Below are 19,500 nucleotides of genomic sequence, written 5' to 3' on the forward strand. Positions count from 1 at the left end.
GGCAGCACACCGGTGCGCGCTGGGCAGCGCACACCGGTGTGCATGGGGAGCGGCTGGCTTACTTGGCGGCGGGCGACTTGCTGCCGTCCTTGTGCCACTCGAAGACCTGGAAGTCGAACGCGTTCAGGTCGCCCTGCTTGTTCCAGGACACGGGGCCCAGCACCGTCTCGACGGTGGCCTTGTGCAGGTGGTCGGCCACCTTGGCGGGGTCGTCGCCCACGGCATTGATGCCGTCCAGGATGGCCTGCGTGGCGGCGAACGAGGTCAGCTGGAAGGCGCCGGATGCATTGCGCTTCTTGTCCTGGAAGGCCTTCACCACGGCAGCGTTCTTGGGGTTGGCCGAGAAGTCGGCGGGCAGCGTCACCAGCATGCCTTCGACGGCAGGGCCGGCAATGGCGTTCACTTCGGGGTTGCCCACGCCCTCGGGGCCCATCATGCGGACCTTGAGGCCCTGCTCGTTGGCCTGGCGCAGCAGCAGGCCCATCTCGGGGTGGTAGCCGCCGTAGTAGACGAAGTCCACGCCCGCGCTCTTGAGCTTGGTGATGACGGCGGAGTAGTCGCTGTCGCCGGCATTGATGCCTTCGAACAGGGCAACCTGCACGCCGGCCTTCTTCAGGTCGTCGCGCACGGACGAAGCGATGCCCTGGCCGTAGGACTGCTTGTCGTGCAGCACGGCGACCTTCTTGGGCTTGGCCTTCTCGACGATGAACTTGGCGGCCGAGGGGCCCTGCTGGTCATCGCGGCCGATGGTGCGGAAGATGAAGTGGTAGTTCTTGCCGTCAGTCAGCGCGGGCGACGTGGCCGAGGGGGTCACCACCACCACGCCTTCGTTGTTGTAGATCGGGGCGGCGGCGATGGATGCGCCCGAGCACACCGGGCCCACCACGTAGCCGATCTTGGCGTTGACCACGCGGTTGGCGGCTACCGGGCCCTGCTTGGGCTCGCAGGCGTCGTCGATGGCGACCAGCTCGATCTTCTTGCCGTTGATGCCGCCGGCGGCGTTGGCCAGCTCAACAGCGGTGGATGCGCCTTCCTTGACCATGTCGCCGTACTGGGTCAGCGGGCCCGTGGTCGGCATGACCATGGCGATTTTGATCTGCGCATGCGCGGGCAGCAGCAATGCAGCGCCGGCCAGGCCCATGGCAGCGACGACAGAATGCATGCGAAACGGAACGGTCATAACGGTGTCTCGGTGTGAACGGAGGTGATGTAAAAATCAACAGGCCCCTGAAGGGGCCTGCGGCAGAGGCCGCCAGCTTATCTGTCTGCAGGAAGTGGGCAACAGGGTAATTGCGGGTGTTGGCGTGCCAGACATTTTGCTAAACGGGCGCAGCCTATAGCAGGCTGGAGCCCCGCTGCACCTGGGGCAGAACCGTTGCCTGTTCCGGCGTCACCGGCGGCACCGGCGGCACCAGCCGCTCTGCCGGCACCGGCGTGCCAGCACGCCAGCGCCGCAGCACGCGCTGAAAGATCAGGGCGTTGGGGATCTGCAGCAGCGTCCCGGGCTCAGGGGCGGTGGCGTCTTCCAGCGTGGTGTAGAGCATGTTGATGTCCACCACCCGGCCCAGGGCGCCCGGCTTGTCGCCGCTGTCCAGCAGTTCGATGTGGTCGCCGATGCGGTAGGGCCCCACGGTGACGATGAGCAGCGCGCAAAACAGGTTGGACAGCACGCTCCAGGCGGCGAAGAACGCCACCGCGCCCACGGTGGCAAAGCCGGTGAAGGCCGTCCACAGCACGCTGGCCGACACGCCCAGGCGCTCCAGCGCCAGCAGCAGGGCGCCACCATAGACCAGCCAGCGCAGGACGTTGCGCACCGGCTTGAGCAGGTCGTGGGGAAACTGGTAATGCTCGCTGGCGCGGCGCAGTATGCGATGCAGCAGCCGCTGCAGCAGCAGGGCCACCAAGGCGATCAGGGCCAGCTGCAGCAACGGCACGATGACTTCCAGCCAGTCGTGCATCCAGAGGGGCAGGTAGGACGTCAGGCGCGAATGCATGCGGTCAAAAAGGCGGAGGCGGGCCGCGGGTTCACAGGTGGCGCTGCTCGATGGTATCCATCTGCATCTCGAAGCTGAAAAAGCGGTTGCGGCCCTGTGCCTTGGCGGCGTACAGGGCCTCGTCGGCGCGGATCAGCATGCTCTCGGCGCTGGTCGTGGCGTCGGGCACGCAGGTGGTGATGCCGCCCGAGAGCGTGAGCATGTGGCCGCCGGGCGAGTCGGGATGGGTGAGGGCGCGGCTGGCCAGCAGCTTGCCCAGGGCGCGCGCGAACGTCATGGCGCCCGAGCGCGGGGTGCCCGGCAAGATCAACGCGAACTCCTCGCCGCCGTAGCGCGCGGCCGTGTCGCGCGGACGCATGCAGACCTCGCGCAGCACGCGGCTGACCGCCTTCAGGCATTCATCGCCCTGCACGTGGCCCAGCGTGTCGTTGTAGCGTTTGAAGTGGTCCAGGTCGCACAGCATCAGCGTCAGCGGCGTGCCGTCGCGGCGCGCGGCCAGGATTTCGCTGTGCAGGATGCGGTCGAAGCCGCGGCGGTTGACCAGGCCCGTGAGCGGGTCCAGCTCCACCATTTCGTTGAGCCGCTGGTTGGCCAGGTGCAGCTCCTCGGTCAGCTGCACCAGGCGCCGGCGCATGTCGCGCAGGCGGCGCATGGCGCGCAGCTTGGCCGCCAGCACGATCGGCCGAACCGGCTTGACCAGATAGTCGTCGCCACCGGCTTCAATGCCGCGCCACAGGTCGCCGTCGCCGTCCAGGCCGGACAGGAAGATGATGGGCGTCCAGCCACCGGGCTCGGCCTCGCGCATGCGCTGGGCCACCCAGTAGCCGTCCTCGCTGCCGGGCAGGCGGATGTCCAGCAGCACCAGGTCGGGGCGGCGCAGCTTGAACAGCTGCAGCGCGGCGTCCGCATCGGCGGCCTGCAGCACCTCGGTGGCGCCGGCGCGCTGCAGCTCGCTGCACAGCTGGGCGCGCAGCGAGGCCTGGTCTTCCACCAGCAGCACGCAAAACGGCTCGTGCTCGGGCGCGGCGCTCGCGGCGGGGGCCATGGATGGCGGCGGGGAGATGAGCGGCGCCCTGGCTCAGTGCTCGCGGCGCAGGGCCGGGAACAGGATCACGTCGCGGATGCTGGGGCTGTCGGTGAGCAGCATCATCAGCCGGTCGATGCCGATGCCGCAGCCGCCCGTGGGGGGCAGGCCGTATTCCAGCGCGCGCACGAAGTCGTGGTCGAAATACATGGCCTCGTCGTCGCCGCTGTCCTTGGCGTCCACCTGCGCCTGAAAGCGCGCCACCTGGTCCTCGGCGTCGTTCAGCTCGGAGAAACCGTTGCCGAACTCCCGCCCGGTGATGTACAGCTCAAAACGCTCAGTCACCTCGGGCCGGGTGTCGTTGGCGCGCGCCAGCGGGCTGATCTCGGTCGGGTGCTCCATGATGAAGGTGGGCTGCCAGAGCTTGTCCTCCACCGTTTCCTCGAAGTACAGCACCTGCAGGCCGGCCAGCGTGCGCGTGGACAGGCGCTGCTTTTCCTCCGTCATGCCCAGCTTCTTGAGGGCGCTGATCAGCCAGGCGGCGTCGTCCACGTGAGCGCCCGCTTCGGTGTACTGGTAGATGGCCTCGCGGATGGTCAGGCGGGCAAAGGGCTGCGCCAGGTCCACGGCGCGCCCTCCGTAGGTCAGCTGCAGGCTGCCGGTGGCTTTCAGGGCGGCGTTGCGCACCAGGCTTTCCGTGAAGTCCATCAGGTCGCGGTAGTTCCAGTAGGCCGCGTAGAACTCCATCATGGTGAACTCGGGGTTGTGGCGCACCGAGATGCCTTCGTTGCGGAAGTTGCGGTTGATCTCGAACACCCGCTCGAAGCCGCCCACCACCAGGCGCTTCAGGTACAGCTCGGGGGCGATGCGCAGGAACATCTCCTGGTCCAGCGCGTTGTGGTGCGTGGAGAAGGGCCGGGCGTTGGCGCCGCCGGGGATGGGGTGCAGCATGGGCGTTTCCACCTCCAGAAAGCCATGCTCGACCATGAAGGCGCGGATGCCGGAAATCGCCTGGCTGCGCGCCACGAAGCGCCGGCGTGCGGCCTCGTCGGTCATCAGATCGACGTAACGCTGGCGGTACTTGACCTCCTGGTCGGCCACGCCGTGGAACTTGTCGGGCATGGGGCGCAGGTTCTTGGTCAGGAGGCGCAGGCGCGTCACCTTGACCGACAGCTCGCCCGTCTTGGTCTTCATCAGCGTGCCCTCGGCGCCCAGGATATCGCCCAGGTCCCAGCGCTTGAAGTCGGCGTAGGCCTCCTCGCCCACGGCGTCGCGCGTCACGTACAGCTGAATGCGCCCGCCCGTCTCGCCCAGCGAGCCGTCCTGCAGCGTGGCAAAGCTGGCCTTGCCCATCACGCGCTTGAGCATCATGCGGCCGGCCACGCTCACGGCGATGGCCTGGGCCTCCAGCGCCTCGCCCTCCTGGCCGCCGTGCGCGGCCTGCAGCTCTGCGGCGCGGTGGGCAGGCTTGAAGTCGTTGGGAAAGGCCACGCCTTCGCCGCGCCCCTGGCGCTCGCGCAGCTCCCGCAGTTTCTCGCGGCGCTCGGCGATGAGCTGGTTTTCATCCACGGGCGGGTTGGCGGGGGTGGGCTGGTCGGAAGACATAGGAAAGAGACAGAAGAACGCAGGGGGAAGGGGAGGGTGGCGGGGCGCTGGCCCGGCCCGCCGGCGCGGTGCGCGCTTTGGGACAATCGCGGGATTTTAGGCCCTGCCCGCGCGCTGGGCCCTTCATTGCAGCCAACCCATCATGAAGATCACCATCATCGGCGCGGGCTATGTGGGCCTGGTCTCCAGCGCCTGCTTCGCGGAACTGGGCAATCACGTCGTCTGCGTGGAACGCGACGCTCTGCGCGTGGCGCAGCTGCAGTCCGGCGAGGTGCCGCTGCACGAGCCCGGCCTGCAGGAGCTGGTGGCGCGCAACCTGGCGGCCGGGCGCCTGGCCTTCGCCACCGATGTGGCGCTGGGCGTGCGCCATGCCCAAGTGCTGTTCATCGCCGTGGGTACGCCCATGGCGGCGGATGGCAGCGCCGACCTGACGCAGGTGCTGGAGGTGGCGCACGCCGTGGGCCGGCACGTGTCGCGCTTCCTGGTGGTGGCCAACAAGTCCACCGTACCGGTGGGCACGGCGCAGCGCGTGCACGACGCCATTGCCCAGGGGCTGGCCGCGCGCCAGCTGGCCCGCGTGCCGGCGTTCGCCGTAGCCTCCAACCCGGAATTTCTCAAGGAGGGCGCGGCGGTGGAGGACTTCATGCGCCCGGACCGCGTCGTCATCGGCGTGCCCGAGGGCCGCGCTGGCGAGCGCGCGGCCGGCCTGCTGCGCCGCGCCTACGCGCCCTTCAACCGCAACCGCGAGCGCATGGTGGTGATGGACGTGAAGAGCGCCGAGCTGGCCAAGTACGCCGCCAATGCCCTGCTGGCCACCAAGATCAGTTTCATGAACGACATGGCAGCGCTGGCCGACGCCGTGGGCGCCGACATCGAGCAGGTGCGCCGCGGCATCGGCTCGGACCGGCGTATCGGCTATGACTTCATCTACGCCGGCCTGGGCTACGGCGGATCGTGCTTTCCGAAGGACGTGGCCGCCCTGTGCCACACGGCGCGCGGCGCCGGCCAGCGCCTGCGCGTGGTCGAGGCTGTGCAGGCCGTCAACGACGCTCAGGCCGGGCGCTTCGTGCAGCGCCTGCTGCAGCATTTTGGCGGCTCGCTGGCGGGGCGGGTGATCGCCCTGTGGGGCCTCACATTCAAGCCCGGCACCGACGATGTGCGCGAGGCGCCCAGCCGCATTCTGGTGCGCCGGCTGGTGGCCGCCGGCGCGCGCGTGCAGGCGCACGACCCGCTGGTGCATTCGCTGGAGCAGCTGATGGCGGGCGACCCGCCCGCCCGGCGCGCGCGGCTGGCGCCCCACGTGGCCTTTTGCGCCGGCCCGCTGCAGGCCGCCCAGGGCGCCGATGCGCTGGTGATCGCCACTGAATGGAAGATCTACCGCAGCCCCGACTTCGCCGCCCTGCGCCGGGCGCTGCGCGCGCCGGTCATCTTCGACGGGCGCAACCTGTTCGACCCGGCCGAGCTCGGGCGCCAGGGGTTTTTCTACCAGGGCGTGGGGCGCGGGCAGCGGTGAGGGACCTGGGCCAGGGCGTGCGCGCCGCCGTCGCCTTCACGCTGGCGCAGCACGGCGCCTTCTTCGCCTCGGCCTGGCTGCTGTCTGCCTGGCTGGGCGCCCAGCCGTTCGGCGCCTGGAGCCAGGCGCTGGCCCTGGCCAGCGTGGCGGCGGCGCTGGCCCCGCTGCGGCTGGAATACGCCGGCCAGTTGCAGGCGCGAGAGCGCCGCGCCCGGCGCCTGTTCGCCAGCGCGCGTCGGGTGGCGTGGACGACGGCGCTGGCCGCCGCCGTGCTGGCGCTGGCGGCGCTGGCCGGCGGCGCGCCGCACTGGCTGGCCGCCGGTGCGCTGGCTGTGGGGCCGCTGGCGCTGCTGCAGATCCGCGCCACCGAGCAGGCGCGCGCCCACCGCCTGGCCAGCGCCGCGGCCGCGCGGGCGCTGCCCGCCCTGCTGATGGTGCCGCTGCAGCTGCTGGCCTGCGCGCTGGAGCGGCCGGCCGCTGCCGCGTGGACCGTGCCGGCCGCGGCCTGGCTGGCCTGGGCGCTGTTGCCGCGCGCGCGGGCGTCGGTGCCTGGCTGGGACCGCCGCCTGCTGCGCGCCCACTGGCGCTTTGCCCGGGCGGAATGGACAGGCCTGGCCCTCAACACCGCGGCCAACCACGGCCAGGTGCTGGCCGTGGGCTGGATGGGCGGCGACGCGGCAGCCGGCGCCATCGCCCTGGGGCTGCGCGCGGCCATGCTGCCCACCAGCCTGGTGGGCCTGGCCTGGGCGGACGATCTGCGCGCGCGCGTGGTGGCCGGCGCAGGGCGCGCGGCCGTGGCGGCGGCGCTGGTGCGCATGGCGCTGCTGTCGCTGCCGGTGCACGCGGCGCTGATGGCGCTGGCGCCTGCCATGGTGCCCTGGCTCTTCCCGGCCCAGGGGCGGGAGCTGGTGTGGGTGGTGGCGGCGCTGGCGCCCCTGGGCGCCGTGCGGCTGGTGGCCAGCCCGGTGGCCTTCCTGCCGGCCTGGCGCGGCTGGCTGGGCACCAGCGTGCTGCTGCAAGGCCTGCTGTGCGCAGCCGCGCTGGGCGCGGCCGTGGCGGGCTACGGGTGGGGCGGCGTGGCGGGCGTGGCCGCGCTGTACGCGGCGGCGGCCTCGCTGGTCTATGCGGCGTACATTGCGCTGGCGCTGCGGGCCGTGCGGGCGGCTGCGTAGAATGGCTGCGGTCTGTCAAAATTGATAGCTGCTGGCGCTTGATGGGCGGGCGCTGGAGGCCGATTTGGCTTGAATTTTCTGTAAAGGCAACGCATGGGCAGGCAGGGCAGGGTGGGCGCGCAGCGCGAGGCGACGCTCGATCGTGGCCACTACGTGGGCGAGGCCAACTTCACGCCCGAGCATCTGCACTCCATGTCGTTCCAGGTGCTGCAGCTGCACGCCATGCGCCCACGCCGGGTGCTGGAGGTGGGCGTGGGCAACGGTTTCGTCTCCACCTTCCTGCGCCAGGCCGGCATCGAGGTGGTGACGGCCGACATCAATCCCGCGCTGGGCGCCGACCTGTGCGCGCCCCTGGGCCAGCTGCCGGCGCTGCTGGCGGGCGAATCGTTCGACGTGGTCTCGTGCTGCGAGGTGCTGGAGCACATCCCCTTTGAGCAGTTCGGCGCGCAGCTGGATGCACTGCGTGCGCTGGCCCCGCGGGCCTTCCTCTCGCTGCCGGGGCATTTCCCGTGGCTGGGGCTGGCCGGAAGGCTGGGCATCCACAACCGCTTCGTGGACGTAGCGCTGGGCCTGCGCATCCCCTGCCGCAGGCGGCTGACCGATGGGCACTACTGGGAGATCGCCTCGCACTGGCGCACCCGCCGCGGTGCGCTGGAGGCGGCCATGCGCGAGCGCTGGGGCGCCGTGGACAGCGGGGTCTTCCCGATGCACCGCTATCACTACTACTTTCGCTGCGGCGGCGGCGCGCGGGCATGAGCGCCGCGCCGGGCCGTCCCACGCAAGCGCGCACCGCAGTGCCAAGCACGCAGGCTGCCCCGTGAGCGCGCCGCCCCTGGCTGGCGGCGCAGGCACGCCGCAACTGGTCTCCGTCATCGCCCCCTGCCGCAACGAGCGCGCGCACATCGAGGCGTTTTGCGCCAGTGCGGCCCGCCAGCAGCTGCCGCCCGGCTGGCAGATGGAGGTGCTGATCGCCGATGGCGCCAGCGACGACGGCACGCGCGAGCTGCTGCAGCGCCAGTGCGAGCAGGACGCGCGCTTTCGCTGGCTGGACAACCCGGGGCGCATCGTCTCCAGCGGGCTCAACCGCTGCATTGCCGCCGCGCAGGGCGCGGTGATCGCCCGGCTGGACATCCACAGCGAATACGCCCCCGACTACCTGGCCCAGTGCATCGCCGTGCTGCAGCAAACGGGCGCAGACAACGTGGGCGGCCCCTGGCGCGCCCAAGGCCACACGCCCATGCAGCGTGCCGTGGCCGCGGCCTTCCAGTCGCCCTGGGTGGCAGGCGGCGCGCGCTCGCGCGACCTCGGGTACGAGGGCGAGGTGGACACCGTCTATCTGGGTTGCTGGCCGCGCGCCACCTTTGCGCACTTCGGATGCTTCGACGAGCAGCTGGTGCGCAACCAGGACGACGAGCACAACCTGCGCCTGCGCCGCGCCGGTGGGCGCGTCTGGCAGAGCCCGCTCATCCGCAGCACGTACTACCCCCGCGCACGGCTGGGCCAGGTCTTTCGCCAGTACCAGCAGTACGGCTACTGGAAGCCCTTTGTCATTGCCAGACACGGCCAGGCCGCCGCCCTGCGCCACCTGGTGCCCGCCGCCTTTGTGCTGGCACTGATGGCGGGCGCCGGCCTGGCCCTGGCCTGGAGCCCCGGGCCCCTGGCCGCGCTGCTGCTGGCCTACAGCCTGCTGCTGGCGCTGGCCATCGCCGGCATGCGCGGCGTGGGGCCAGGCGTGGCCACGCGCGCAGTAGCGGTCATCGCGGCCTACCACCTGGGCTACGGCTGGGGCTCGCTGCGCGGCTGGTGGGACTGGTGGCGCCACCGCGCGCCGCAGTCGCGCTGGGGAGCGCTGACGCGATGAGCCAGGACGAGTCCAGCCGCGTGCGCCAGCGCTACGCAAGGCGTGATGCGGCCCTGGACGCACGGCGCTACGCCCTGACCGATGCCTACGCCCTGGCCGCCTGGCAGGAGCGCCAGCGCGCCATGGTGCGCCTGCTGGCCGGGCGCCGCTTGGCGGACCTGTCGGTGCTGGAGGTGGGCTGCGGCAGCGGCGGCAATCTGCAAGACCTGATTCGCCTGGGCGCCACGCCCGCGCTGCTGCAGGGGCTGGAGCTGCAGGCCGAGCGGGCCGGGCAGGCGCGCGCCGCGCTGCCCGCCGCCTGCCGCATCCATGCCGCCGACGCGCTGCAGGCCGACGTGCCGGAGGCCAGCCAGGACCTGTTGCTGCTGTTCACCGTGTTTTCGTCCCTGTTGTCGGACGCCGCCCAGCAGGCGCTGGCCGCCCGCGCCTGGCACTGGCTGCGCCCGGGCGGGGCCGTACTGTGGCACGATTTCACCGTGGGCAACCCGCGCAACCCCGACGTGCGCGGCGTGCCCCTGGCCCGCGTGCGCGCGCTGCTGCCCCAAGGGCGCATGCAGGCGCGCCGCGTCACGCTGGCGCCACCGCTCGGGCGCATGCTGTGCCGCGCCCATCCCGGCCTGTATGCCTGGGCCAACGCGCTGCCCTGGCTGCGTACCCACGTGCTGTGCCTGATCGAGAAACCCTGACCTGCCGCCATGCCATCGACCGACCCTTTCGTGCCCTTCGCCCTGCCCGACATCGGCCCGCAGGAGGAAGCCGAGGTGCTGGACACCCTGCGCTCGGGCTGGCTCACCACAGGCCCCAAGGTGGCGCGTTTCGAGAAAGCCTTTGCCGGCTTCCTGGGCGCTTCAGGCCTGCATGTGCTGGCGGTCAATTCCGCCACCGCCGGCCTGCACCTGGCGCTGGATGCGCTGGGCATCGGCCCGGGCGACGAGGTCATCACCACCACCCACACCTTCACCGCCACGGCCGAGGTCATCCGCTACATGGGCGCCCAGCCGGTGCTGGTGGACATCGAGCCGCATACCCTGTGCATCGATCCGGCCCAGGTGGCGGCGCGCATCACGCCGCGCACACGCGCCCTGATCGTCGTGCACTTCGGCGGGCGCAGCGCCGACATGACGGCCCTGCTGGCGTTGGCGCGTGCCCACGGCCTGCGTGTGGTCGAGGACGCGGCCCATGCGCTGCCGGCCACGCACGCCGGGCAGCTGGTCGGCACCCTGGGCAGCGACGCCACCGTCTTCAGCTTTTATGCCAACAAGACCATGACCACCGGCGAGGGCGGCATGCTGGTGCTGCGTGACGAGACCCACGCCCGGCGCGCCCGCGCCATGCGGCTGCACGGCATCGACCGCGACGCCTTCGCCCGCTTCAACACCGCCGTGCCGGCCTGGCGCTACGACGTGGTGGCGCCGGGCTTCAAGTACAACCTGACGGACATCGCCGCCGCCATCGGCCTGGCGCAGCTGCCCCGGCTGCGGGCCATGCAGCAGCGGCGTGCCGAGATCGCCGCGGCCTACCGCGAGGCCCTGGCCGACCTGCCGCTGGCCTTGCCGCCGCTGCCGGCCCCGGGCGATGTGCACGCCTGGCACCTGTTTGCCGTGCAGGTGCACGGCATGGCGCGCGACGCCTTCATCGACGCCATGTTCGCCCAGGGCATCGGCATGAGCGTGCACTACGTGCCCCTGCACCAGATGAGCTACTGGCGCCAGTCCTGCGGCCTGGACGCGGGCGACTTCCCCGTCAGCCAGGCGGTGTATGAGCACACCGCCTCGCTGCCGATCTACAGCCGCATGGACGACGCCACGGTGCAGCGCGTGGCTGCGGCCGTGCGCCGTGTGCTGCCGGGCGCATGAAACGGGCGCTGGACATCGCCGCGGCCCTGATGGCGCTGGCGCTGCTGTGGCCGCTGCTGCTGGCGCTGGCGCTGGCCGTGCGGCTGGATTCGCCAGGGCCGGCGCTGTTTCGCCAGGAGCGCGTGGGCCTGCACGGCAGGCCGTTTCGCATCCACAAGTTCCGCACCATGCGCACGGGCGAAAGTGGCCCGCTGGTCACCGCCTCGGGGGATGCCCGCATCACCCGCGTGGGCCGCGTGCTGCGCCGCCACAAGCTGGACGAGCTGCCGCAGCTGCTGGACGTGCTGCGCGGCCGCATGAGCCTGGTGGGGCCGCGCCCGGAGGTGGCACGCTACATGGCGCTGTACCCGGCCGAGGCGCGCAGCGTCATCCTGTCCGTGCGCCCCGGCCTGACCGACCCGGCCAGCATCGCCTTCCGCCGCGAGGAGGAGCTGCTGGCCGCGTCCCCCGAGCCCGAGCGCACCTACATCGACACGCTCATGCCGCTCAAGCAGCGCTACTACCTGGACTACGTGCGCACGCAAAGCCTGCGGGGCGACCTGGCCATCGTGCTGCGCACCGCTGCTGCGCTGCTGGGCGGAGGCGGGGCATGAGTGCCCGCCCGGCCGCTCCAAAGGGGGCTTGCGCCGCAGTGCAAAGCACGGAGGCGACCCCATGAGCATTCCCATGCGCTGGAGCCGGGGCGTGCTGCTGTTCGCGCTGGCCGACCTGGCCATGGTGGCGCTGGCCTGGTGGGCGGCGTTCTGGCTGCGCTTCAACTTCGAGATGCCGCAGGAGTACCTGTCCTTGGCGTTCAGGACCATGCCCTGGGGCGTGCTGTGCATGGCCATGGGCCTGGGCCTGGCGCAGGTGCAGCGCCAGGCCTGGCGCTACGTGGGACTGGCCGACCTGCGCCGCCTGGCCTGGGGCGTGCTGCTGGGCACGCTGGCGGCCACGGCCAGCATCATGGCGCTGCGCTACGAGGGCTTTGCGCGCTCGGTGCTGCCGCTGTTCGGCGTGCTGACGCTGGTGCTGCTGGCCGGCAGCCGCGCCGCCTGGCGCACGCTGGCCGAGCGGCGCGCCCAGCGCCAACGCCCGCCCGGGCGCAAGCCGCTGCTCATCGTCGGCACGCTGGAGGAGGCCGACCAGGCGCTGCGCACCCTCAAGGGCGTGCCCGGCTGGCACCCGGTGGGCATCGTCTCGCCGCGCGGCGAGGACGCCGGGCGCAGCTTGCAGGACGTGGCCGTGGTCGGCGCCAGCGAGTCCCTGGGCAGCGTGGCCGAGGCGCTGGGCGTGCGCTCGGTGCTGGTGGCCAGCTCACCGGGCTCGGCGCTGCGGCGCGAAGTGCTGCTGCGCTGGTCGGGCACGGGGCTGAACGTACTGTCGATGCCGGTGGCCGACCACTGGCTGAGCGCACCTGCTCCCGACCTGCGCCAGGTGCAGCTGGAGGACTTGCTGGGGCGCACGCCCGTGGTGCTGGATGCGCGCGACCTGGCCGACTGGCTGTCCGGCCAGACAGTGCTGGTCAGCGGTGCGGGCGGCTCCATCGGCGCCGAGCTGTGCCGCCAGGTGGCCCGCCTGGGCGTGGCGCGGCTGGTGTGCGTGGATGCCTCCGAGGCGGCAATCTACGAGCTGGCCCAGGAGCTGCACGCGGCGCACCCGCACCTGCAGGCCCACTACTACACGGCCAATGTGCGCGAGCCCGAGCGCATGGCGGCCATTGCCGCCCGGCACCGCCCGGCCGTGGTGTTCCACGCGGCGGCCTACAAGCATGTGCCGCTGATGGAGGAGCTCAACGAGATCGAGGCCCTGCACACCAACGTGCTGGGCACGCTCAACCTGGCCCGCGCCGCTGGCGCATGCGGGGCCGCCCGGTTCGTGCTGGTCTCCACCGACAAGGCCGTGAACCCGACCAACGTGATGGGCGCCAGCAAGCGCCTGGCCGAGCGGGTGGTGCAGGCCGTGGCCGCGCAGCACCCGGGCACGCAGTACGTGGCCGTGCGCTTTGGCAATGTGCTGGGCTCCAGCGGCTCGGTGGTGCCGCTGTTTTCCAGCCAGATTGCACGTGGCGGGCCGGTCACCGTCACGCACCCGGACATCGTGCGCTACTTCATGACCATCCCCGAGGCCGCGCAGCTGGTGGTGCAGGCGGGCTGGATGGGCCGCTCCGGCCAGATCTATGTGCTGGACATGGGCGAGCCGGTGCGCATCGTGGAGCTGGCGCGTCTCTTGATCCGCCTGTCAGGCAAGACGGAGGCCGAGGTCCCCATTGCGTTTACCGGCCTGCGCCCGGGCGAGAAGCTGTTTGAGGAATGGCTGGCCAATGGCGAGACCACCGAGCCCACGGCCCACCCGCGCTTGCGCGTGGTGCGCGAGGCTGGGCCGCCGCTGGCCGACCTCCAGGCGCTGGAGCGCTGGGTGCGCGGCCTGGGCGCCGCGCCCGAGCCCCAGGCGCTGCGCGAGGGCCTGCGCGAACGCGTGCCCGAGTACGCGCCGCGGTTCTGAGTTCACCGCGCGATGCCGGTGCGCTCCAGCACGTCGCTCACCAGCTCCAGCCGCATCAATGGATTGTCCAGCGCCATCAGCTGCTGGCGCAGTGCCAGCGGCAGGGGCAGCAACTCGCACCAGCGGTTGGCCACCCAGCCGCAGTCGTGCAGCTGCTCTGCCTCGTGCGTCGCAGGCTGGGGCAGTTCACCGCGCTCGCGCAGCGAGGCCAGGGCCTGGGTCAGCGCGGCGGCGGCGTGCTGCAGGTCCTGCGGCACGGGCACAGGCATGTCTGGAGGCAGCTGCTGCACGTCGGCCACCCACAGGCCGTGCGGCAGGCGGCTCTTGCCGGTGATGCGAAAGCGCTGCATGCCCTGGCAGCGCAGGGTGATGAGGCCGGGCTGGGGGCTGTCCAGCTGCTCGATGGTGGCCAGCGTGCCCACCTCGTGCAGCTGCTCGGCCGGCGCGCCCGCGCGGCGCACCTCGCTGCCGCCCACCAGTGCCACCACGCCGAAGGGCGCGCCCGCGGCCCGGCACTTGCGCACCATGTCCAGGTAGCGCACCTCGAACACGCGCAGCTGCAGCGCGCCGCCGGGAAACAGCACCGTGGACAGCGGGAACAGGGGCAGGGAAGTCAGGGTCAGGGCTTGGGACATGGGCGCAGGAGGGCAGCAGTGCGTGGCTATCATCCCACGGCCCGGCCACTCCTTCATGCCAGTCAACACCCATGCTGCTCCAGATCCTGACCTATCTCCTTGACGTGGCCACCGGCCTGCTGGCGGGCGCGTGCCTGCTGCGGCTGTACATGCAGCTGCAGCGCGTGTCCTTTGGCAACCCGCTCGGGCGGCTGGTGTTCGCGCTGACGGACTGGCTGGTGCTGCCGCTGCGCAAGGCCGTGCCCCCTGCCGGCCGCTGGGATCTGGCCAGCCTGGCCGCCGCCCTGCTGCTCAAGCTGGGCCAGTACCTGCTGCTGGCACTGCTGCTGGGCGGCACCGGCCTGGCCTGGGCACCGGTCATGGCGTTGTTTGGCACGGCGCACGTGGCAGTCATGGGGCTGATGGTGCTGGTGATCGTCTACGCCATCCTGTCGTGGGTGCAGACGCGCTCGCCCATCGCCGACGTGGTGGCGCGCCTGTGCGAGCCGCTGCTGGCCCCGGTGCGCCGCCTGGTGCCCCTGCTGGGTGGGGTGGATTTGTCGCCGCTGGTGGTGCTGGTGGTGCTGCAGGTGCTGATGATCGTGCTGGCACACCTGCAGGCGGGCGTGCTGCTGTGACGCCTTGATTATGAGTAAAAAAGGCCTCTAGCGCCTGCCAGATAAGCGCTGACAGCTATCATTTTTGATAATTGCTTGCCAGCCTGCTGCTGGTGTTGGGCACAAAAAAGACCGCCGGGCCGGGCGGTCTTTTTTTGCGGATGGGCTGGACGGCTCAGGCCACGGCGTCCGCCGGCAGGCGCTGCAGCATGGCCAGGCTGCGGGCCACGGTGTCGCGCAGCTCGCGGCGGTCCACGATGCAGTCCACCGCGCCCTTGGTCTGCAAAAATTCGGCGCGCTGAAAGCCTTCGGGCAGCGTGACACGCACGGTGGATTCGATCACGCGCGGGCCGGCAAAGCCGATCAGGGCCTTGGGCTCTGCAATCACCATGTCGCCCACGAAAGCAAACCCGGCGGATACGCCGCCCATGGTCGGGTCGGTCAGCACGCTGATGTAGGGCAGGCCGCGCTTGGCCAGACGCGTCAGCGCAGCGTTGGTCTTGGCCATCTGCATCAGCGACAGCAGCCCTTCCTGCATGCGCGCGCCGCCGGTGGCGGTAAAGCAGATGAAGGGCACCTTCTGCTCGATGGCGGTCTCCACTCCGCGCACAAAGCGCTCGCCCACCACAGAGCCCATGGAGCCGCCCATGAAGTCGAACTCAAAGCAGGCCACGACCACGTTGATGCTTTTCACGGCGCCGCCCATGACCACCAGCGCGTCGGTCTCGCCGGTGTTCTCCAGCGCTTCCTTCAGGCGCTCGGGGTACTTGCGGCTGTCCTTGAACTTCAGCGGATCGACGGGCAGCACCTCCTGGCCGATCTCGTAGCGGCCCTCGCCGTCCAGGAAGGCGTTGAGGCGCGCGCGCGCGCCGATGCGGTGGTGATGGCCGCACTTGGGGCAGACGTTCTGGTTGGCCTCCAGGTCGTTCTTGTAGAGCACGGCCTCACAGCTGGGGCACTTGATCCACAGCCCCTCGGGCATCTGCCGGCGCTCGGCCGGGTCGGTCTGCTGGATCTTGGAGGGCAGGAGTTTTTCAAGCCAGGACATGTCGGGTTACCTCTTGTTCTCGTCGCTTGCCGTGTCTAACGCTTTGCGGATCTGGCGCAGGAAGTCCACGGTGATGCCGACCACGCGCTCGTGCGGCTGGCCGTCGATCAGCTGGATCAGCCGGCTGCCGATGACCACCGCGTCGGCCACGCGGCCAATCGCCTGGGCGGTGGCCGCGTCGCGGATGCCAAAGCCCACGCCAACCGGGATTTTGACGTGTTCGCGGATGCGCGGCAGCATGGCTGCCACCTCGTCGGTGTTCAGCGCCCCCGAGCCCGTCACGCCCTTGAGCGAGACGTAGTACACATAGCCGCTGGCCACGCGCGCCACCTGCTGCATGCGCTCGGGCGTGGAGGTGGGCGCCAGCAGGAAGATCAGGTCAATGCCGTGCGCGCGCAACTCGTCGGCAAACGCTTCGCACTCTTCGGGTGGGTAGTCCACGATCAACAGGCCGTCGACGCCAGCGGCCTGCGCGTCGCGTGCAAAGCTGCCCTTGCCATGGCGCTGCTCGTAGCGCTCCAGCGGGTTGGCGTAGCCCATCAGGACCACGGGCGTCGTCTGGTTGCGCTGGCGGAAGGTGCGCACCATCTCCAGCACCTGCGCCAGGCCGACGCCCATGGACAAAGCCTTCTCGCCCGCCTTCTGGATCACCGGGCCGTCGGCCATGGGGTCGGAGAACGGCACGCCCAGCTCGATCACGTCCACACCCGCCTCGACCATGCCGTGCATGAGGGCGGGGGTGATATCGGCAAAGGGGAAGCCGGCCGTCACGTAGGGAATCAGGGCCTTGCGACCGGCCGCCTCCAGGGCGGCAAAGGTGGTGGCAATGCGGGTCATGCGGCCGGTCCTCCCTTGACGGTGAGGCCGCGCATGCTGGGGCGGTCATAGAAATCCGCGCCCGACAGGTCGGCGACGGTGCCAATGTCCTTGTCGCCGCGACCGGACAGGTTCACCAGGATGGACTGCTCAGCAGCCATGGTCGGCGCCAGCTTCATGGCATAGGCAAAGGCGTGGCTGGATTCCAGCGCCGGGATGATGCCCTCGGTGCGGCACAGGTGGTGAAAGGCGGCCAGCGCTTCCTGATCGGTGATGCCGACATACTCGGCCCGCTTGATCTCCTGCAGCCAGGCGTGCTCGGGGCCCACGCCGGGGTAGTCCAGCCCGGCGCTGATGCTGTGCGTCTCGGTGATCTGGCCGTTCTCGTCCTGCAGGATGAAAGTGCGGTTGCCATGCAGCACGCCGCTGGAGCCCCGCTGCAGGCTGGCCGAATGCTTGCCCGAGTCCAGGCCTTCGCCTGCGGCCTCCACGCCGATCAGGCGCGTGCCGGCATGGCCGATGTAGGGGTGGAAGATGCCCATGGCGTTGCTGCCGCCGCCCACGCAGGCGACGACCACGTCGGGCTGCTCGGCGGCGATGCCACGCTCTGCCAGCATGGCGGGCATCTGCGTCAGGCACTCCTGGCCGATCACGCTCTGGAAGTCGCGCACCATCATCGGGTAGGGGTGCGGGCCGGCCACCGTGCCGATGATGTAGAACGTGTGGTCCACGTTGGCCACCCAGTCGCGCATGGCCTCGTTCAGGGCGTCTTTCAGCGTCCGGCTGCCGGATTCGACCGGCACCACGGTGGCGCCCAGCAGCTTCATGCGATAGACGTTGGGGCTTTGGCGTTTCACGTCCTCGGCGCCCATATAGACCACGCACTCCAGCCCGTAGCGGGCGCAGATGGTGGCTGTGGCCACGCCATGCTGGCCGGCGCCGGTCTCGGCAATGATGCGCGGCTTGCCCATGCGCCTGGCGAGCATGGCCTGGCCGATCACGTTGTTGATCTTGTGCGCGCCGGTGTGGTTCAGGTCCTCGCGCTTGAGGTAGATCTGCGCGCCGCCGAGCTCGCGGCTGGTGCGCGCGGCGTGATAGACCGGCGAGGGCCGGCCCACGAAGTGCGCCAGCTCATGGTGGAATTCCGCCTGGAACTCGGGGTCGTTCTGGTAGCGCGCGTAGGCGTCGCGCAGCTCGTTGATGGCGTGCGTCAGCGTCTCGCTGACGAAGCTGCCGCCATAGGGGCCGAAGTGGCCCGAGGCATCGGGTTGGGTGTATGCGGACATTTAAATGGAAGCTACAGGTGCCGCATCGGCCGCGCGCACGGCGGCGATGAAGCGTTCAATCTTGCCGGCGTCCTTGATGCCCTTGAGGACAGAGCCATCGGGGCCAGTGGCCTCGACGCCGGAGCTGACGTCAACCGCGAGCGACGGGCAGCGCGCTCGCACCTGCAAGATGCCATCGGTCACGTTTGCAGGCGTGAGTCCACCAGACAAAACGAGGTGAGAGCCGACGGCGGGTGGAAGGAGTGACCAATGGAATGCCTTGCCGCCTCCGCCATAGCCTTCGACCAGGGCGTCGAGCAAGATGGCGCGGGCGTGGGAATATTGCCGTGCGTATTCTACGAGGGGAAAGCGCGCACCCTCGGCCCCCAGGGGTATGCGCGCGGCGCGCACAAAGGGGATGCGGCCGCCCTCCGTGGCGCGCAGGCAGTCCTCGGGCGTTTCATTACCATGAAATTGGGCGCTAGCGCCCGCCACGCTTGCGCAGGCAGCTATCACTTCAGTAGCAGGCGCATTCACGAACAGCAGCACCGGCGTGACAAAGGGCGGCAGCCGCGACGCCAGCGCGGCGGCGCGCGCGGGTGTCACGGCACGCGGGCTTTTCGCATACAGCACGAAGCCGACCGCGTCGGCTCCGCAGGCCACGGCCGCGTCCACGTCCTGCTCGCGCGTCAGGCCGCAGATCTTCACGCGGGTGCGCGCTTGCGCGGTGGGCTGACTGCGGGTGCTGGCGCTGCTCATGGCAGCCAATCATAAGCAGCGGTGCGCGTGGGCAGGCCCCAGGCCGGGTCGTACTGCGGGCCCAGGAAGTACAGCCCGTCGGGCGAGAAGGTGGGCGCGGCGGCGTCGCGCGAGCGCGCGGCCAGCACCTCGCTCATCCAGCCGACGGGCTGGATGCCCTGGCCGACCAGCACCAGGCTGCCCATGATGTTGCGGATCATGTGGTGCAGGAACGCGTTGCCCTCGAACTCGAAGCGCCAGTAGCAGGGCGCCACGCCGTGCAGTTCATTTTCTGGCTGTCCGGACAGGCCGCGGCGCGAAATGTCGATGCGGCGCAGGGTCTTGACGGGTGTGTGCGACTGGCAGGAGCTGGCGCGAAAGGAGGTGAAATCGTGCTCGCCCAGCAGACACTGCGCGGCTTGCTGCATCGCCGCGCCGTCCAGCGGGCGGAACACCCAGCCCACCCGGCCGGCATCGACGCTGGGGCGGACGCTGGACTGCAGCAGCACGTAGGCATAGCGCCGGCCGGTGGCGCTGGCACGGGCGTGGAACGCCTGCGGCACCGCCTGGGCCCATTGCACGGCGATGTCCGGTGGCAAAAAGGTGTTGGTGCCGCGCACCCAGGAAAACGGCGCGCGATCAAGCGGCGTGTCGAAGTGCACCACTTGCATCAGGCCGTGCACACCGGCATCCGTGCGACCGGCGCACAGGGTGTGCACGGGCTGCGTGGCGAAGCGGGCCAGGGCCGCTTCCAGCCGGTCCTGCACGGTGTTGCCGCCCGGCTGGCTTTGCCAGCCGCTGTAGGCCTGGCCGTTATAGCTCAGGCCCAGCGCCATCCTCATCGGGGCGACCTCCGGCCGGTGGCGCGGCGGGCGCCGCGCACACACGGCGAT

General features: G+C 70.6%; 19 protein-coding genes. 9 read left to right on the top strand and 10 right to left on the bottom strand.

Translation table 11 applies throughout. From position 1 onward, the window contains the following. Window positions 1-58 precede the first annotated feature (58 nt). The 4 genes from C7H73_RS05960 to lysS all read right to left on the bottom strand — a co-directional run bounded on the left by C7H73_RS05960 (window position 59) and on the right by lysS (window position 4,623). On the bottom strand, window positions 59-1,180 hold the full coding sequence (locus C7H73_RS05960; protein ID WP_106845812.1) for a branched-chain amino acid ABC transporter substrate-binding protein: 1,122 nt from the start codon (window positions 1,178-1,180) through the stop codon (window positions 59-61). A gap of 154 nt (window positions 1,181-1,334) precedes the next feature. After that, window positions 1,335-1,994 carry a mechanosensitive ion channel family protein gene (locus C7H73_RS05965; RefSeq protein ID WP_106845813.1) on the bottom strand — a complete coding sequence of 220 codons (660 nt, stop codon included), beginning with the start codon at window positions 1,992-1,994 and terminating at the stop codon, window positions 1,335-1,337. 31 nt (window positions 1,995-2,025) lie between these two features. After that, window positions 2,026-3,039, bottom strand: coding sequence for a GGDEF domain-containing response regulator (locus C7H73_RS05970; RefSeq protein ID WP_106845814.1), 1,014 nt, complete (start codon window positions 3,037-3,039; stop codon window positions 2,026-2,028). A 33-nt stretch (window positions 3,040-3,072) separates the two neighbouring features. Then, entirely contained in the window at window positions 3,073-4,623 is a 1,551-nt protein-coding gene (gene lysS / locus C7H73_RS05975; protein ID WP_106845815.1) for a lysine--tRNA ligase, read from the bottom strand. Window positions 4,624-4,765: 142 nt separating this feature from the next. Between lysS and C7H73_RS05980 the strand changes: the two genes are divergently transcribed. From C7H73_RS05980 to C7H73_RS06015, 8 genes are all read left to right on the top strand, one after another. Further along, window positions 4,766-6,136 (top strand): UDP-glucose dehydrogenase family protein, encoded by a 1,371-nt coding sequence (locus tag C7H73_RS05980; protein WP_106845816.1) that lies wholly within the window; start codon window positions 4,766-4,768, stop codon window positions 6,134-6,136. Further along, on the top strand, window positions 6,133-7,308 hold the full coding sequence (locus tag C7H73_RS15800) for a hypothetical protein (RefSeq protein WP_106845817.1): 1,176 nt from the start codon (window positions 6,133-6,135) through the stop codon (window positions 7,306-7,308). Before C7H73_RS05980 ends, C7H73_RS15800 begins: the two co-directional genes overlap by 4 nt. Window positions 7,309-7,401: 93 nt before the next feature. Next, window positions 7,402-8,064 carry a class I SAM-dependent methyltransferase gene (locus C7H73_RS05990; RefSeq protein ID WP_106845818.1) on the top strand — a complete coding sequence of 221 codons (663 nt, stop codon included), beginning with the start codon at window positions 7,402-7,404 and terminating at the stop codon, window positions 8,062-8,064. Between the two features lie 61 nt (window positions 8,065-8,125). Further along, window positions 8,126-9,169 (top strand): glycosyltransferase family 2 protein, encoded by a 1,044-nt coding sequence (locus tag C7H73_RS05995; protein WP_227001429.1) that lies wholly within the window; start codon window positions 8,126-8,128, stop codon window positions 9,167-9,169. Then, window positions 9,166-9,855: a class I SAM-dependent methyltransferase gene (locus C7H73_RS06000; protein ID WP_106845819.1), complete on the top strand. Its 690-nt coding sequence runs from the start codon at window positions 9,166-9,168 to the stop codon at window positions 9,853-9,855. The genes C7H73_RS05995 and C7H73_RS06000 overlap by 4 nt, the downstream gene beginning before the upstream one ends. Window positions 9,856-9,864: 9 nt before the next feature. Further along, window positions 9,865-11,025 (top strand): DegT/DnrJ/EryC1/StrS family aminotransferase, encoded by a 1,161-nt coding sequence (locus C7H73_RS06005; RefSeq protein ID WP_106845820.1) that lies wholly within the window; start codon window positions 9,865-9,867, stop codon window positions 11,023-11,025. Further along, window positions 11,022-11,618 carry a sugar transferase gene (locus tag C7H73_RS06010; RefSeq protein ID WP_106845821.1) on the top strand — a complete coding sequence of 199 codons (597 nt, stop codon included), beginning with the start codon at window positions 11,022-11,024 and terminating at the stop codon, window positions 11,616-11,618. Before C7H73_RS06005 ends, C7H73_RS06010 begins: the two co-directional genes overlap by 4 nt. 61 nt (window positions 11,619-11,679) lie before the next feature. Next, window positions 11,680-13,509 (top strand): polysaccharide biosynthesis protein, encoded by a 1,830-nt coding sequence (locus tag C7H73_RS06015; protein ID WP_227001430.1) that lies wholly within the window; start codon window positions 11,680-11,682, stop codon window positions 13,507-13,509. Window positions 13,510-13,511: 2 nt separating this feature from the next. On the opposite strand, the gene C7H73_RS06020 is transcribed toward C7H73_RS06015, so the two are convergent. Beyond that, on the bottom strand, window positions 13,512-14,144 hold the full coding sequence (locus C7H73_RS06020) for an LON peptidase substrate-binding domain-containing protein (protein WP_106845822.1): 633 nt from the start codon (window positions 14,142-14,144) through the stop codon (window positions 13,512-13,514). A gap of 71 nt (window positions 14,145-14,215) precedes the next feature. Between C7H73_RS06020 and C7H73_RS06025 the strand changes: the two genes are divergently transcribed. Then, window positions 14,216-14,761 carry a YggT family protein gene (locus C7H73_RS06025; RefSeq protein ID WP_106845823.1) on the top strand — a complete coding sequence of 182 codons (546 nt, stop codon included), beginning with the start codon at window positions 14,216-14,218 and terminating at the stop codon, window positions 14,759-14,761. A 154-nt stretch (window positions 14,762-14,915) separates the two neighbouring features. Here the strand turns inward: C7H73_RS06025 and accD are convergent, their stop codons facing one another. Genes accD through truA form a run of 5 tightly spaced genes read right to left on the bottom strand, consistent with a single transcriptional unit; the run spans window position 14,916 to window position 19,449 of the window. After that, entirely contained in the window at window positions 14,916-15,788 is an 873-nt protein-coding gene (gene accD, locus C7H73_RS06030) for an acetyl-CoA carboxylase, carboxyltransferase subunit beta (protein ID WP_106845824.1), read from the bottom strand. A gap of 6 nt (window positions 15,789-15,794) precedes the next feature. Further along, complete coding sequence (gene trpA / locus C7H73_RS06035) at window positions 15,795-16,625, bottom strand: tryptophan synthase subunit alpha (protein ID WP_106845825.1); 831 nt, start codon at window positions 16,623-16,625, stop codon at window positions 15,795-15,797. Beyond that, window positions 16,622-17,890, bottom strand: a complete 1,269-nt coding sequence (trpB, locus tag C7H73_RS06040; protein ID WP_106845826.1) for a tryptophan synthase subunit beta — start codon at window positions 17,888-17,890, stop codon at window positions 16,622-16,624. Before trpB ends, trpA begins: the two co-directional genes overlap by 4 nt. Next, window positions 17,891-18,628, bottom strand: a complete 738-nt coding sequence (locus C7H73_RS06045) for a phosphoribosylanthranilate isomerase (RefSeq protein ID WP_106845827.1) — start codon at window positions 18,626-18,628, stop codon at window positions 17,891-17,893. Beyond that, entirely contained in the window at window positions 18,625-19,449 is an 825-nt protein-coding gene (truA, locus tag C7H73_RS06050; RefSeq protein ID WP_106845828.1) for a tRNA pseudouridine(38-40) synthase TruA, read from the bottom strand. Before truA ends, C7H73_RS06045 begins: the two co-directional genes overlap by 4 nt. Window positions 19,450-19,500 lie beyond the last annotated feature (51 nt).

Source organism: Pulveribacter suum, assembly GCF_003013695.1.
Classification (GTDB): domain Bacteria; phylum Pseudomonadota; class Gammaproteobacteria; order Burkholderiales; family Burkholderiaceae_C; genus Melaminivora; species Melaminivora suum.